Below are 13,655 nucleotides of genomic sequence, written 5' to 3'. Positions count from 1 at the left end.
TCATTAATTCAAGGGAGAACATCAGAGGCACACCAAAAAGCGAGCCACTCAAGATATGCATTCAGTATAGACACCAACCGAAAAATGATAAGACTCGTATAAGTAAAACACTTTTACCAAATTGTAATAATAAGTAGGATATAGGCTTCATTAATACATATAGGTGATAAACATGCATTGGCAGGGAGTTTCAGAATTTGTCGCGGTAGCCGAAACTGGCAGCTTCACCTTAGCCGCCAAACAACTCAATATTTCTACCGCGCAAGTCAGCCGACAGGTCAATCAGTTGGAAAAACGCCTCGCGATTCGTTTGTTTTATCGCACCACCCGTCAAGTCAAACTCACAGATCTTGGTCAACAATATTTTGAACAATGCCGTGAGATATTAGATCAATTAGCCGAAGCGGAACGCTCTGTCACCAGTTTGAACCACAGCCCGCAAGGTCAACTTAAAATTTCAGTGCCGATTGCATACGGTGAAAGCCATGTCGCACCGCTGATCAATGATTTCTACCTGGCTTACCCCGATCTCAATATTGAATTATGGCTCACTAACCAGGTGGTGGATCTCACTGAAGAAAAAGTCGATTTAGCCATTCGCTTAGGCCCGTTAGAAGACTCCAGCATGATGGCAAAAAAACTGCGTTCACGTCAGCAGTTCCTGTGCGCATCACCTAAATATCTACGTCAATGGGGCGAGCCTGAAAATTTAAGTGACTTAAAACGTCACAATTGTTTGGTGGGTACGCTAGATTACTGGCGCTTTCATAATCGCAAGCTCAGCATTAAAGGCTCGCTAAAATGCAATAACGGCTATGCGCTATTGGATGCTGCATTAAAAGGCATTGGGATTGTGCAACTGCCCGATTATTACGTGAAGAGCTATATCGAATCAGGTCAGCTGGTCTCATTACTCGAATCATCACAACCAAAAAATGATGGCGTGTGGGCGGTTTACCCTCACAACCATCATTTATCGACTAAGGTCAGATTATTGCTCGATTATCTCGACAAGCATTTACCGATATAAGTCCATCATATTGGTCAAGTTTCTCTATTAACCGCTATTTATCACGTTAGATTACGAATGCGCTTGCCATTGACGAAAGTCATTACCGGTTGGCGCTTGCGATACTCGGAGATCAAATTCCGGCAATACCGCATAAATATGATCAAAAATATCCGATTGAATCGACTCATACTCTAACCAAACCGTAGTATTGGTAAAGCAATACACCTCTAACGGGATCCCTTCATGGGTCGGGCTCATTTGACGAACCATTAGCGTCATTTCATTGTGAATGCGTGGATGCGCAGAAAGATAATGTTCTAAATACGCTCTAAAGCTGCCCAAGTTCGTTAATTTCCGGCCATTGATGCCACACTCATGGTCAAAATCATTGCTGGAATTATATTCCGCTAACTCTTCCACTTTATTGAGTAAATAAGGTTTTAATAATTTTGCTTTGGTTAAATAATCGATTTCTTCTTTTTTAAGAAAATGGACACTAGTAGCATCAATAAGCACGCTGCGTTTAATACGGCGGCCCCCAGAGTTTTGCATTCCTTTCCAGTTTTTAAACGAGTCCGAAATTAAAGCATAAGTTGGAATAGTCGTAATAGTTTTATCCCAGTTTTGTACTTTTACCGTGGTTAAACTGATATCAATCACATCACCATCTGCGCCATATTTCGGCATTTCAAGCCAATCGCCCACACTTAACATTTTATTAGCGGATAATTGAACCCCTGCCACTAAGCCTAATATTGGATCTTTAAAGACCAACATGATGACGGCTGTCATCGCACCTAAACCACTTAATAAAATGACTGGTGATTTACCAATTAAAATCGAAGTAATAAGCAGTGCTGCGACAACAAAGAAGATGATCTTCAAGCTTTGCATAATACCACGTATTGGCATATTTTTACCGGCTTGGGTACGACTTACCGCCCGTTCAATAACATCTAAAATTGAAAACACCACCAGCAAGGCATAAATCACGACCCACAAGGCAACGACTGTCATGATCGCTTCTCGGATAAAGCTTTCTTGAGAGAGCCATAATTTAGCTTGAATACCGATGACCGAACCTTGAATTAACAAGGCCAAACGGCTAAATAAATTTTCATTGGCAACGATACTTCGCCAGATCCCACCAGATACATTGGCGCGATTTTTAATCCATCTCAATAATCCTCGATGAAGGAGTAAATGAATAATAATCGCGATAATGACAATAAGACCCAGTGCTTTCGCCACCGGAAGCATTTGTTGTAAGGGGATACCAATCTCCTCAAACCAATTTAGTACATTCTGATACATAAACACACCTTAAAAGATAACATCTGGGAACACTATAAAACTTGAAGCATTTTTTAAACTAGGAACAGGCAAAATAATCCTTTTCTTATGTCAAAATAATCCTTTACTTATATAAAGCTGCAATAATCTGGATGCCTCTGACAATGAAAGCCGTAGCAATACAATGACCGCTATTTAGGTCGTATTAGTTTGTAAAAATGCCATTAACTCATATTGTCAGCATACCTTCCCCACATCCTAATCTAGACAAACTTTCCCTTATTAATCAACAACTTTAATATAAATTACATTAATAAAAGATTAATCCTTCATATTATTGAGGGCGCGTTGCAATTGATCCAATTTTTGATGCAGCGCTTGGATCTCTTGCGACGTCGCCAGTTTGTCTTGATTGGCATCGCCCTCCTCACTCAAACGCTCTTCTCGCAATTGCTTGTGCTCTTCCGACATCACTTCCAAAATCGTTCCCACCATCATATTTAAAAAGATGAAAGCGGTCAGGAAGATAAACGTGAGGTAATAAATCCAGCTCAGTGAATACACTTGCATGGTTTCGTACATCACATCGGTCCAATCCTCAAACGTCGCCACACGGAACAAGGTCAGCATCGAAATCGACACATCACTCCACAGCGTTGGGTTGATATCCGCAAACAACATGCTGCCCACTGCGGCGTAAATGTAGAAGATCACAAACATCAACAAGCCAATGTAACCCATCTGCGGAATGGCTTTAATTAATGCGTTCACCAACACCCGTAATTCCGGCACCATAGAGACTAAACGCAGCACACGGAAAATACGCAACAAACGCGCCACAAACATGGTCGAGCCGGCCGCTGGGTATAAGCTGCCAATCACAATAATGGTGTCGAAGATATTCCAACCTTTTTTAAAGAAAGCGCGAATACCGTCACTGGCTAAATAGCGGATCACCAACTCAATAAGAAAGAACACCGTGATCGCGATATCCATAATATTGAGCGCATATTCCATACTAGGCGGCAAAGAATACGTATGCGCCCCGACGGTTAGCGCCGAAATGACAATCACCGCAATCACAAACCACTGAAATGATTTGCTGTTATCAATACGTTTAAACGCATTTTGTAAGTGCCGGAATGTCGTTGTCTGTTCCAATCACATCACCCTTCAAGAAAATTTATATTAGTTATTAACAGCTTCACCGCCAACATGTATGGTTAGTCTTCAAATAATTCAAGAGCAAAAATCCACATAGGATGTTGTCATGATGAAACTGGGTTTTATTGGCTTTGGGAAAAGCACCAACCGCTATCATATGCCTTTTATAGATGCGGCAAACAAGTTTGAAGTAACAGGGTATTACACACGAGGCACTCGACAATTTGAGATGCTCTACCCCAACCTAAATGGCGAGATTCAGCGTTTCGATGATGTGCAATCGCTACTCGCTAGCCCAGTTGAGCTAATTGTCATTACCACTCCAGCCAGCAGTCATTACTCATACGCCAAGCAAGCCATCGAAGCTGGCAAACATGTGATTGTTGAAAAACCATTTTGCGATACGGTTGAGCAAGCGAAAGAATTATTCCAGTTAGCCAAGCAACGAAATGTACGAATCACTCCGTATCAAAACCGACGCTATGACAGTGACTTTCTTACGATAAAAAACCTGTTAGCTCGCCAAGATATCGGCAAAGTGATGGAAATTGAGTCCAACCATACTCACTACCGAACCGACGGAGCTAATCAAAGAGGCAATCAATACGATGGCAGTGTTTATGGTCATGCGGTGCATTTTCTCGATCAAATCGTATCGTTATACGGCGAGCCAGATGATGTGATTTATGATATTGCTAACCAAAAGAATTACTACATTGGCGAAGGACTTAGCTATCAAATGACCAATGAGGCCGAGACAAGTATTCCAGAAGATCACTATGATATTAAATTGGTTTACGGCAACTTGAGAATTCGCGTGCGCTTTTCACAACTTATCGTCAAAGAGCCGCCACGCTGGATAGTTAATGCCACTAACGCCACCGTTGAAAAGTATCAAATCGACCAACAAGAGCGCGACTTAAAGCAAGGCATTTTCCTTGATAATCCGAACTTCGGCCAAGATACCGCTCAAGGCACTTGCACGATTTACTTTCACGATCACCATGAGCTCATCGCTCCCATCCACCAGCATTACACCCAATTTTACCTTGATACTTATCAAGCGATTCGTGAAGGCACCGAAATGCCAGTCACAGAACAACAAGCCTTGATCGTGATGAATATTATGGAGACGATTGTTAGTGGGAGGTTGTATCAGAAGTTAAATTGAAGGAAGCCATTTCGTCATGCTTGAATGCCACTATCCTCGATTACTATGTTAAAAAATACATTTTATGTTTTTTGGACTCTCCGCATTTCCCTTGACACCGCTATACAATAACTCTGTTGATGAAGCAGCCTTTATTGGTCTTATTCAACGTTTAGTTGATACTAAGGTCAATTCTATTGATGTATTAGGTTCTACTGGTAACTATGCCTACCTCACAAGAGAAGAGCTAAAACGAGTTGCGCAGATTGCAGTTCAACACGCGGAAAATATACAGTTCAGTCTCTGGCGATGGTGCATACGATACGAAGGGTTGCCATAACGTGTTACAAAGAAAAGGCATTACTCCGTTAATACCGCCACGTAAAAATGCTAGCTTCTGGGATGATGGACACCCAAGAAACGAAGCAGTAAAAGCGTTAAAAAGTGATACGTTGGCTCAATGGAAAATTAACTCTGATTATCACGACCGTTCTCTATCTGAAACGGCAATGTCACGATACAAAGGGCTAACGAGTGGCCAATTGAGCTTAAGGAATTATAATGCTCAAGTAGGTGAAGCGCTTGCCAATGTCAAAGCCATGAACAAAGTAATAGGACTAGCTATGCCAGTTCGAAACTAATGCTGATAGAACGTAGGCAAGATATGTCCTTCACCGGATTTGTTCAACAACGCCATGCGACATTACCAAAAGTTGCAGGCTCACTCGTATCCAGAATTACGGATAATTTTCAGATATTGAAACCTGCATCTTCAAGTTGAATAGGTATAGCCATTGAGAATTGGTCAAAATCACTATTTAATGGGAATACATTCATATAAACTGATTGCTTATTCATATCAAGGAAGAGGACTATGTCACACATACACGATACTATTGTTGCTTTACAACACAGTAGCCCGGCTCAAAAAGAGTTTTACCAAGCCGTAGAAGAAGTATTAACTTCTCTCGCTCCAGTCATAGAAAGCAATAATAAATATAAAGAACAAGCGATTATCCAAAGAATCGTAGAACCAGAACGTCAAATCATGTTTCGAGTTCCTTGGGTCGATGACGCAGGGAATGTGCAAGTAAACAAAGGCTACCGCGTCGAGTTTAACTCCGCGTTAGGTCCATACAAAGGCGGACTGAGGTTCCATCATTCAGTGAACGCGAGCATCATAAAGTTCCTCGGCTTTGAACAGATTTTTAAAAACGCGCTTACTGGCCTTCCAATTGGTGGCGGAAAAGGCGGTTCAAATTTCGATCCTAAAGGAAAATCTGACGGTGAAATCATGCGATTTTGCCAATCATTTATGAACGAGTTATACCGCCACATTGGTCCCGTTACCGATGTTCCTGCTGGCGATATCGGCGTCGGTGCGCGTGAAATTGGTTATATGTTTGGTCAATATAAACGATTGACGGGCCGCTACGAAGGAGTACTTACAGGCAAGAGCCTTCTTTGGGGGGGCTCACTTGTTAGAAAAGAAGCAACGGGATACGGAACCGTATATTTTGCGGAATGCATGCTCAATGACCGTAATGATTCACTAAAAGGCAAAACTTGCCTCGTTTCTGGCGCAGGTAACGTCGCTATCTATACAATTGAAAAGCTATACCACATGGGAGCAACCCCAGTAACATGCAGCGATTCTAGAGGCACGATTTATCATGAACACGGTATTGATCTGCAGCTCCTCAAGCAACTAAAAGAAGTGAAAAGAGCAAGTTTAGAAGAGTATTTAGACACTTACCCTGAAGCAGAGTATACGCCGTTGGGTGACTATCCTAATGAAGGGCATGCTGTATGGCGATATAAAGCTGACGCCGCATTCCCTTGCGCGACCCAAAATGAACTGACGTCAAACGATGCTCTTGCTCTTATCGATAATGGGTGTGTTTTGATTAGTGAAGGCGCAAACATGCCAACCACTCGTGATGCGGCCAATATCATCGTGGATTCCGAAATGGCTTATGGGCCAGCGAAAGCAGCCAATGCAGGCGGCGTTGCAACCAGTCAGCTTGAAATGGCACAAAATGCCAGCATGCAAAACTGGACCTTCGAGCAAGTCGATAGCCAGTTGCAGACCATCATGAAAAACATCTTTATTAATGCAAATGAAACCAGTCGAGAGTTTGGTCAACCTGGTAATTTAGTTTTAGGCGCAAACATTGCCGGCTTTAGAAGAGTCGCTGATGCGATGATCGAGCAAGGCATCGTTTAGTTCACAATAGCCAGCAGCCGGACTGCTGGCTTAACACTATTCGGCGATACACTGCGCTTTGACAAAGAGCTTCTGACAACCTACTGCTAAATTGCGAGTGTGTCCTTGTTCCCAGAAGGTAGTCCCTTCTCGTGGCGGGATAAGCGGAACCGCTCGCTTGAACCGTATAGCATCATGGCAATTCCTTGTGTCATAAGCGCCATCGCCTGATATCTCAATGATTTTACGACGTGTCTGCTTGAGTAAGTTGGGGAGCACTTCGGCATCAGTTACGTTAGATAAGCTCAGCTCTGCTGCGACTATTTCGTGGGTGCTTGTATCTACCGCGATATGCAGCTTACGCCAGACTCTTCGCTTCCCATCAGTTCCATGCTTCTTGACCTTCCATTCACCTTCGCCATAAACCTTGAGGCCAGTGGCATCAATTGCCAGATGTTGTATCTAGCGACCAAAGGTAATGGTTTCTTGTCTGCCATTGATTGAGTAGTTGTAGCGAAAAGAAATAGAGCCCGCTGTGGTCACAGCAACATAGAGGCCATCACGGTCATTGACTTTGTAAAGCTTATCTTTGGGTTTGAGATTGCGTAGCTTGGTATCAGTGAGCATGTTTCGACCTATTACTCTTGTTTGATACCATGCTGAAAAACCTCTAAAAAACTAGAGATTAATCTATCGGGCGTAATCCATGGCATTACCGATGAATCATACCCATCAAAATACCACGGTCAAACCGTGCTTGGTGTTGCCAGACATTGCCAAAAATAACTAAGCCAAAAACAAAAAAAGTCCGCAATTACGCGGACTTAAGTATGATTTAGTGCTTGTTAATACCAGACCTTTCTTAAAGGAGCATTATTCCCACTCTATTGTAAACAAGACATTTTTATCTTTTATATTCAATGGCTTATTTTCCTGCTAATTGGTAATACCATGAAAAATACCATGCTCAGAAAAGGCTTAACAATATTTTGAAAAATTGCCTACTGAGCGCTGCCGCACAGCTCCATAGGCCGCTTTCCTGGCTTTGCTTCCAGATGTATGCTATTCTGCTCCTGCAGCTAATGGATCACCGCAAACAGGTTACTCGCCTGGGGATTCCCTTTCGACCCGAGCATCCGTATGAGACTCATGCTCGATTATTATTATTATAGAAGCCCCCATGAATAAATCGCTCATCATTTTCGGCATCGTCAACATAACCTCGGACAGTTTCTCCGATGGAGGCCGGTATCTGGCGCCAGACGCAGCCATTGCGCAGGCGCGTAAGCTGATGGCCGAGGGGGCAGATGTGATCGACCTCGGTCCGGCATCCAGCAATCCCGACGCCGCGCCTGTTTCGTCCGACACAGAAATCGCGCGTATCGCGCCGGTGCTGGACGCGCTCAAGGCAGATGGCATTCCCGTCTCGCTCGACAGTTATCAACCCGCGACGCAAGCCTATGCCTTGTCGCGTGGTGTGGCCTATCTCAATGATATTCGCGGTTTTCCAGACGCTGCGTTCTATCCGCAATTGGCGAAATCATCTGCCAAACTCGTCGTTATGCATTCGGTGCAAGACGGGCAGGCAGATCGGCGCGAGGCACCCGCTGGCGACATCATGGATCACATTGCGGCGTTCTTTGACGCGCGCATCGCGGCGCTGACGGGTGCCGGTATCAAACGCAACCGCCTTGTCCTTGATCCCGGCATGGGGTTTTTTCTGGGGGCTGCTCCCGAAACCTCGCTCTCGGTGCTGGCGCGGTTCGATGAATTGCGGCTGCGCTTCGATTTGCCGGTGCTTCTGTCTGTTTCGCGCAAATCCTTTCTGCGCGCGCTCACAGGCCGTGGTCCGGGGGATGTCGGGGCCGCGACACTCGCTGCAGAGCTTGCCGCCGCCGCAGGTGGAGCTGACTTCATCCGCACACACGAGCCGCGCCCCTTGCGCGACGGGCTGGCGGTATTGGCGGCGCTGAAAGAAACCGCAAGAATTCGTTAACTGCACATTCGGGATATTTCTCTATATTCGCGGTTCAGCAGGCATGTCCCCTTTGAGGGCGACCCGACGACAGGATAATCGACCTTATGGTGCGCAAATATTTCGGCACAGACGGTATTCGTGGCAAAGCCAACGAAGGCGCGATGACGGCGGAAACCGCCTTGCGCGTCGGCATGGCGGCTGGCCGTGTCTTTCGTCGCGGTGACCACCGCCATCGTGTCGTGATCGGCAAGGATACGCGCCTGTCGGGCTATATGCTTGAACCCGCGCTCACAGCCGGTTTCACCTCGATGGGCATGGACGTATTCCTTTTTGGCCCGCTGCCGACAACGTATAGGAAGAATAAACGCCCTTTTCACCCAAGTCCAACAGCTTTGGACCGCAGTTGACTCTTTCGACACCCCTGCGATGCAACCCAATCCGGCTGACGGGGAGCCAGCAACGCTGAAAATTTACCCTCCTCTTTCCCACTAGCGGCTCCTTTTCCGACAACCAGCACGGCGGATCCCTGCCGCGGCGCTGTGAACGCAGCATTTTGATTGGTATCGTTGGCCTTCAGGCTCGTCAGTCAAACAGACCCAGGAGCAGCTCAGCCGGTGGCGCCCGGCTTTCGGGTAACGCCCTGGTCCCGCTGGTTTCGGCTTTGTGCTTCAGGTGATCAAGGATCTGCTTGATCACTATAGGGTCTTCAATGCAGGCGATGACTTTCATGGCGCCGCCGCAGCCGCTGCAGGTCTCGATGTCGATATTGAAAACACGCTTGAGCCGTTGCGCCCATGTCATCGACGCTCGCCGTTGTGCTGGTGTTGCCGGTTCATCAGCCACCCTGACCTTGTTGCCCCTGCCCCGTTTTGCCGGCGTGACCAACGCCCGGTGCCGACTGTTGGGTGCGAACACCCCGTGGAAGCGGGTTAGGTTGACTCTGGGCTTCGGTACCAGGGCGGCCAGCCTTGCAATGAAATCCAATGGTTCGAAAATGACGTGCGTGGTGCCGTCCCGGTACGGCGTCTTGAGCTGGTAGCGCACGTTGCCGCCTCGTGTTAACGACAGCCGCTTCTCGGATACCGCCGGGCGGCTGATGTACCGGCACAGCCGTTCGAGCTTCTTGCGTTCATCGGCCCTGGCCGCCACGCCGGCGTGCAGGCTGGACCCGGCTACCTTGCCAATCCCGTCACCGAACGGATCACCACTGGTCGGCAGAGTTTGCAAAGTGAACACCTTTCGCCCCGCCTGTGAACCGACAGCGATACGGTAAGTGATCGAGTGCCCCAGCAGGGGTGTCATCGGGTCGTCATCCACCGCATCCGAGGCCAGATAGCTGTTTTCGACATCCCGTTCCAGCAGGCCTTGCCGTTCCAGATAGCGACCCACCCGGTGGGCGATGGTGTGCGTCAGCTGGGTGAGCTCTGGGCTGGTCGGCGCCTTGACCCAGCGGAAACGCGCTGAGCCGTGGGATTGCTCGACATACACACCGTCGAGAAACAGCATGTGGAAGTGAACATTCAGATTGAGCGCCGATCCAAAACGCTGGATCAGGGTGACCGCGCCCGTCTTGGCCACTTGGTGGGTATGGCCCGCTTTCTTGACCAGGTGCGTGGCAATGACGCGGTAAACGATGCCCAGCACCCACCCCATGATCTCGGGCCGGCTGGCAAACAGGAAACGCAGCTGAAACGGGAAGCTCAACACCCACTGACGCATGGGTTGTTCAGGCAGTACTTCATCAACCAGCAAGGCGGCACTTTCGGCCATCCGCCGCGCCCCACAGCTCGGGCAGAAACCGCGACGCTTACAGCTGAAAGCGACCAGGTGCTCGGCGTGGCAAGACTCGCAGCGAACCCGTAGAAAGCCATGCTCCAGCCGCCCGCATTGGAGAAATTCTTCAAATTCCCGTTGCACATAGCCCGGCAATTCCTTTCCCTGCTCTGCCATAAGCGCAGCGAATGCCGGGTAATACTCGTCAACGATCTGATAGAGAAGGGTTTGCTCGGGTCGGTGGCTCTGGTAACGACCAGTATCCCGATCCCGGCTGGCCGTCCTGGCCGCCACATGAGGCATGTTCCGCGTCCTTGCAATACTGTGTTTACATACAGTCTATCGCTTAGCGGAAAGTTCTTTTACCCTCAGCCGAAATGCCTGCCGTTGCTAGACATTGCCAGCCAGTGCCCGTCACTCCGCGGTCTTCACTGCGTGATCGAGTTGATCGACACCCGCCGTGACACGCTCCATGAAGTGCCTGCCTGCGTCTGTTAGCCGAACGCCCCGCGCATGGCGCTCAAATAGCAGGACACCAAGGTTATCCTCCAGCGCTTTCACACGCGCGCTGACGCTCGACTGGCTGATACCAAGTGCCTTGGCCGCATGCCGAAAATTCAGATGCTCGGCGACGGCGATGAACTGAACAAGGGAAATGAGCGGTATCCTGCCAGACAGGATACCGACATTCACGAGGTTTCGATGGTTAGTGCGCCGCATCGGAGCGGGCCTGCTACCAGTCGTCGGTTAGACGACTGGCGACTTCTCGGTGGCAGCCCCACGGAGCCGAAGGAGCACCAGCCCCAACGAAACCAGTACCGCCATCGCCGTGGCGTAACAGATCACGGGCCACGCTGTGTCACCGTTTAAAAGTGCCACCGCCAATGTCCCGACAATGCTGACTATCAGGCTTTGAACGCAGAAGTAGAACGCGACCGCTGATCCCGCGATGTCGTCGAACTCTGCCAAAGCGCCGTTCGCGGTAACGGACACCGTGAAGACAATACCGACCGCGACAACCCACATCGGTAGGATGAAGGTGAGGAATGACGGCGAGCCGTAAAGTTCGCCGATCCCCAACAGGACCGCTCCGCAAACAAGCAACGCCATCCCACGCGCCACGCATCCTGCGATGCCCCATCTGGCGACAAAGGACTTCGCGAAACGGGTTGTCACGATCATTACAAGCGCGACAGTGGCGAAGGCAAAGCTGAATCCGATCTCGGAATATTCCGCTTGGCCTATGAGCACACGGGGAGCCGTCGAGAAGAAGACGAAGTAGGTGCCCATACCGGCGCTAAAGCCGACAGTGTAAACCCAAAAAGCCGGACTCGCGAAGATCGGCAAGACAGATCGGCGCGTCTTGACTTGATCCAGAGGGCGGGTTTCGTGCCACCTGAAACCCGCATTTAGGAGTGCGAGCATCGCCAGTATAGCCAAAGTAATGAATATCGCCTGCCATCCCAAGAACTCGCCGATCAATACTCCGGCGATAGGGCCGAGCGCAGGCACGAACGCCAGCATCGAACTGAAAAGGCCGTAGATGACGACACCCTCAGGACGGTTGGCATAAACGTCGCGAACCGTCGCGAACGTCGCCACCAGCATGGCCGACGCGCCCACTGCTTGAAGTAGACGGAAAGCGACAAAGGCCGGTGCAGTTGAAGACCAAGCTGCTCCCAGAGACGCAATGACGAAAGCCGTTGCGCCCGCAAGTAGAATTGGCCGTCGCCCGATTCTGTCTGAGAGCGGACCAAAAATCACCTGGCCCACGCCGAGCATCACCATATAGAGGCTCAACGTGAGTTGGATCATAGCGGGCGTCGTGTTCAGGATGCCGGGCATCGCTGGAACGACAGGGAGATAAATATCCATCGCCAGTGAAGCGAGGATGTCGAAAGGAGCCATCAGCAGCAGTGCTGCCGGCAGCGTATAGGCCCACGCGGGGCGTGTGGTGGTCATGACGAATCAACCCTCGATTAAGGAATACCGGGCGACGTCTGCTCGTCAGCAATCAGATGAGACTAGCCTTACAGAGCGCCGCAACAACAATACTGGTTGTTGCGGCTTACTTGTCTGCTGACTTGGAATTTCCCATCTGATTACTCCACGCTTACGAATATGAATTGCTACATTTTATCCGATTATCTTTTGCTTCGCAATGCGGCATGGGCGCACTCAGCGTTCCAGCCCCCTCTGCCGCCCTAACTGCCACGACACCGACCCGCCCTGCACGATGCCCATAACCTCGCGGCCGAGTTGGCGGTCGATGATCGGCCGCCACGGGACAAGGGTGAACTCATGGGATTTCTCGACCACGGCGAACTTGCCGCTCGATAGATGCACGGTTCCGGTAAACTTGCCGCTGACGCTCTCGCCGTCCGTGGCGGCGCGGAACGGCAGGCCCTTACTCAAAGCCATATCCGATCCGACGCCGGCTACCTCGCGCTCCCGCAGGATGGCGAGAAGGTTGCGCCGGTAGAAGACGCGGCTGTCCCGGCTGCGGGTGGCGTCGCCCTGTTCGATATGGTGCTCGCGGCGCTGGTCCATGGCTTCGCGGACTTGTTGCCCGAAGCCGGTTGGCGCAAGGTCGGCCGTCTCGCCGTGGATCAGCCGCCGGTCCAGCCAGGTCGCGCCGTCCGATCCGATCTGTTTGTTCAGATCGACCGGGGAAAGGACGCGAACGCTGGCCTGACTGTCTCGGCCGGCGTCATGGGCGGCGGCACGGCTGACCAGATCATCGGGGATGCGCCATTGGTCGGCGTCGATCCGCTCGACGATACCGGCCCGGCGTAGCGCCTCCAGCCGGCGCACATGGGCATCGACATAGCCCTCATAGTCGCCGCCTGGAACGCGGCACGTATAGGAAGAATAAACGCCCTTTTCACCCAAGTCCAACAGCTTTGGACCGCAGTTGACTCTTTCGACACCCCTGCGATGCAACCCAATCCGGCTGACGGGGAGCCAGCAACGCTGAAAATTTACCCTCCTCTTTCCCACTAGCGGCTCCTTTTCCGACAACCAGCACGGCGGATCCCTGCCGCGGCGCTGTGAACGCAGCATTTTGATTGGTATCGTT

At 49.6% G+C, this 13,655-nt stretch carries 12 protein-coding genes and 3 pseudogenes; 7 read left to right on the top strand and 8 right to left on the bottom strand.

What is annotated here, in order from left to right; all coding sequences use genetic code 11:
• The first annotated feature begins 172 nt into the window (after window positions 1-172).
• Window positions 173-1,030, top strand: a complete 858-nt coding sequence (locus tag Vgang_RS03180) for a LysR substrate-binding domain-containing protein (RefSeq protein WP_105903739.1) — start codon at window positions 173-175, stop codon at window positions 1,028-1,030.
• A gap of 51 nt (window positions 1,031-1,081) precedes the next feature.
• Here Vgang_RS03180 and Vgang_RS03175 read toward each other — a convergent pair whose 3' ends face one another.
• On the bottom strand, window positions 1,082-2,326 hold the full coding sequence (locus tag Vgang_RS03175; protein ID WP_105903740.1) for a mechanosensitive ion channel family protein: 1,245 nt from the start codon (window positions 2,324-2,326) through the stop codon (window positions 1,082-1,084).
• A 300-nt stretch (window positions 2,327-2,626) separates the two neighbouring features.
• Window positions 2,627-3,466 carry an ion transporter gene (locus Vgang_RS03170; protein ID WP_105903741.1) on the bottom strand — a complete coding sequence of 280 codons (840 nt, stop codon included), beginning with the start codon at window positions 3,464-3,466 and terminating at the stop codon, window positions 2,627-2,629.
• Between the two features lie 109 nt (window positions 3,467-3,575).
• On the opposite strand from Vgang_RS03170, the gene Vgang_RS03165 reads away from it, so the two are divergent.
• The 4 genes and pseudogenes from Vgang_RS03165 to gdhA all read left to right on the top strand — a co-directional run bounded on the left by Vgang_RS03165 (window position 3,576) and on the right by gdhA (window position 6,846).
• Window positions 3,576-4,640, top strand: a complete 1,065-nt coding sequence (locus Vgang_RS03165) for a Gfo/Idh/MocA family oxidoreductase (protein WP_105903742.1) — start codon at window positions 3,576-3,578, stop codon at window positions 4,638-4,640.
• Between the two features lie 64 nt (window positions 4,641-4,704).
• Complete coding sequence (locus Vgang_RS03160; RefSeq protein WP_108745532.1) at window positions 4,705-4,959, top strand: dihydrodipicolinate synthase family protein; 255 nt, start codon at window positions 4,705-4,707, stop codon at window positions 4,957-4,959.
• Window positions 4,919-5,260 (top strand): annotated as a pseudogene (locus Vgang_RS03155) (transposase); the annotation flags it as partial. The gene Vgang_RS03160 and the pseudogene Vgang_RS03155, both read left to right, overlap by 41 nt.
• A 233-nt stretch (window positions 5,261-5,493) precedes the next feature.
• Window positions 5,494-6,846 (top strand): NADP-specific glutamate dehydrogenase, encoded by a 1,353-nt coding sequence (gene gdhA, locus Vgang_RS03150; protein ID WP_105903743.1) that lies wholly within the window; start codon window positions 5,494-5,496, stop codon window positions 6,844-6,846.
• A gap of 63 nt (window positions 6,847-6,909) precedes the next feature.
• Here the strand turns inward: gdhA and Vgang_RS03145 are convergent.
• Both Vgang_RS03145 and Vgang_RS03140 read right to left on the bottom strand, forming a co-directional pair.
• Window positions 6,910-7,287, bottom strand: a pseudogene (locus Vgang_RS03145) (IS5 family transposase); the annotation flags it as partial.
• A 3-nt stretch (window positions 7,288-7,290) separates the two neighbouring features.
• Window positions 7,291-7,452: pseudogene (locus Vgang_RS03140) on the bottom strand (Arm DNA-binding domain-containing protein); the annotation flags it as partial.
• A 553-nt stretch (window positions 7,453-8,005) separates the two neighbouring features.
• Between Vgang_RS03140 and sul2 the strand changes: the two are divergent.
• A complete protein-coding gene (gene sul2 / locus Vgang_RS03135; protein WP_001043260.1) occupies window positions 8,006-8,821 on the top strand; it encodes a sulfonamide-resistant dihydropteroate synthase Sul2 in 816 nt (271 codons plus the stop codon).
• An 86-nt stretch (window positions 8,822-8,907) separates the two neighbouring features.
• On the top strand, window positions 8,908-9,210 hold the full coding sequence (locus Vgang_RS03130; protein WP_000251875.1) for a phosphoglucosamine mutase: 303 nt from the start codon (window positions 8,908-8,910) through the stop codon (window positions 9,208-9,210).
• Window positions 9,211-9,385: 175 nt separating this feature from the next.
• Here Vgang_RS03130 and Vgang_RS03125 read toward each other — a convergent pair whose 3' ends face one another.
• The 4 genes from Vgang_RS03125 to Vgang_RS03110 all read right to left on the bottom strand — a co-directional run bounded on the left by Vgang_RS03125 (window position 9,386) and on the right by Vgang_RS03110 (window position 13,639).
• A complete protein-coding gene (locus Vgang_RS03125) occupies window positions 9,386-10,879 on the bottom strand; it encodes an IS91-like element ISCR2 family transposase (RefSeq protein WP_001120888.1) in 1,494 nt (497 codons plus the stop codon).
• A gap of 111 nt (window positions 10,880-10,990) precedes the next feature.
• Window positions 10,991-11,296: a LysR family transcriptional regulator gene (locus Vgang_RS03120; RefSeq protein ID WP_001255015.1), complete on the bottom strand. Its 306-nt coding sequence runs from the start codon at window positions 11,294-11,296 to the stop codon at window positions 10,991-10,993.
• A 27-nt stretch (window positions 11,297-11,323) separates the two neighbouring features.
• A complete protein-coding gene (floR, locus tag Vgang_RS03115; protein ID WP_000214122.1) occupies window positions 11,324-12,538 on the bottom strand; it encodes a chloramphenicol/florfenicol efflux MFS transporter FloR in 1,215 nt (404 codons plus the stop codon).
• A 216-nt stretch (window positions 12,539-12,754) separates the two neighbouring features.
• Window positions 12,755-13,639 carry a DUF3363 domain-containing protein gene (locus Vgang_RS03110; RefSeq protein ID WP_001447541.1) on the bottom strand — a complete coding sequence of 295 codons (885 nt, stop codon included), beginning with the start codon at window positions 13,637-13,639 and terminating at the stop codon, window positions 12,755-12,757.
• Window positions 13,640-13,655: the final 16 nt, after the last annotated feature.

The sequence above is a fragment of the Vibrio gangliei genome (assembly GCF_026001925.1).
GTDB classification, from domain to species: Bacteria; Pseudomonadota; Gammaproteobacteria; order Enterobacterales; family Vibrionaceae; genus Vibrio; species Vibrio gangliei.
Note: the sequence above shows the minus strand (reverse complement) of the source record. Positions and strands in the feature narration are given on the sequence as shown.

Coding starts and splice junctions, on each gene's coding strand:
- Vgang_RS03180 (WP_105903739.1), top strand. CDS start 173: ATGCATTGGCAGGGAGTTTCAGAATTTGTCGCGGTAGCCGAAACTGGC.
- Vgang_RS03175 (WP_105903740.1), bottom strand. CDS start 2,326: ATGTATCAGAATGTACTAAATTGGTTTGAGGAGATTGGTATCCCCTTA.
- Vgang_RS03165 (WP_105903742.1), top strand. CDS start 3,576: ATGATGAAACTGGGTTTTATTGGCTTTGGGAAAAGCACCAACCGCTAT.
- Vgang_RS03160 (WP_108745532.1), top strand. CDS start 4,705: ATGTTTTTTGGACTCTCCGCATTTCCCTTGACACCGCTATACAATAAC.
- gdhA (WP_105903743.1), top strand. CDS start 5,494: ATGTCACACATACACGATACTATTGTTGCTTTACAACACAGTAGCCCG.
- sul2 (WP_001043260.1), top strand. CDS start 8,006: ATGAATAAATCGCTCATCATTTTCGGCATCGTCAACATAACCTCGGAC.
- Vgang_RS03130 (WP_000251875.1), top strand. CDS start 8,908: ATGGTGCGCAAATATTTCGGCACAGACGGTATTCGTGGCAAAGCCAAC.
- Vgang_RS03125 (WP_001120888.1), bottom strand. CDS start 10,879: ATGCCTCATGTGGCGGCCAGGACGGCCAGCCGGGATCGGGATACTGGT.
- Vgang_RS03120 (WP_001255015.1), bottom strand. CDS start 11,296: ATGCGGCGCACTAACCATCGAAACCTCGTGAATGTCGGTATCCTGTCT.
- floR (WP_000214122.1), bottom strand. CDS start 12,538: ATGACCACCACACGCCCCGCGTGGGCCTATACGCTGCCGGCAGCACTG.
- Vgang_RS03110 (WP_001447541.1), bottom strand. CDS start 13,639: ATGCTGCGTTCACAGCGCCGCGGCAGGGATCCGCCGTGCTGGTTGTCG.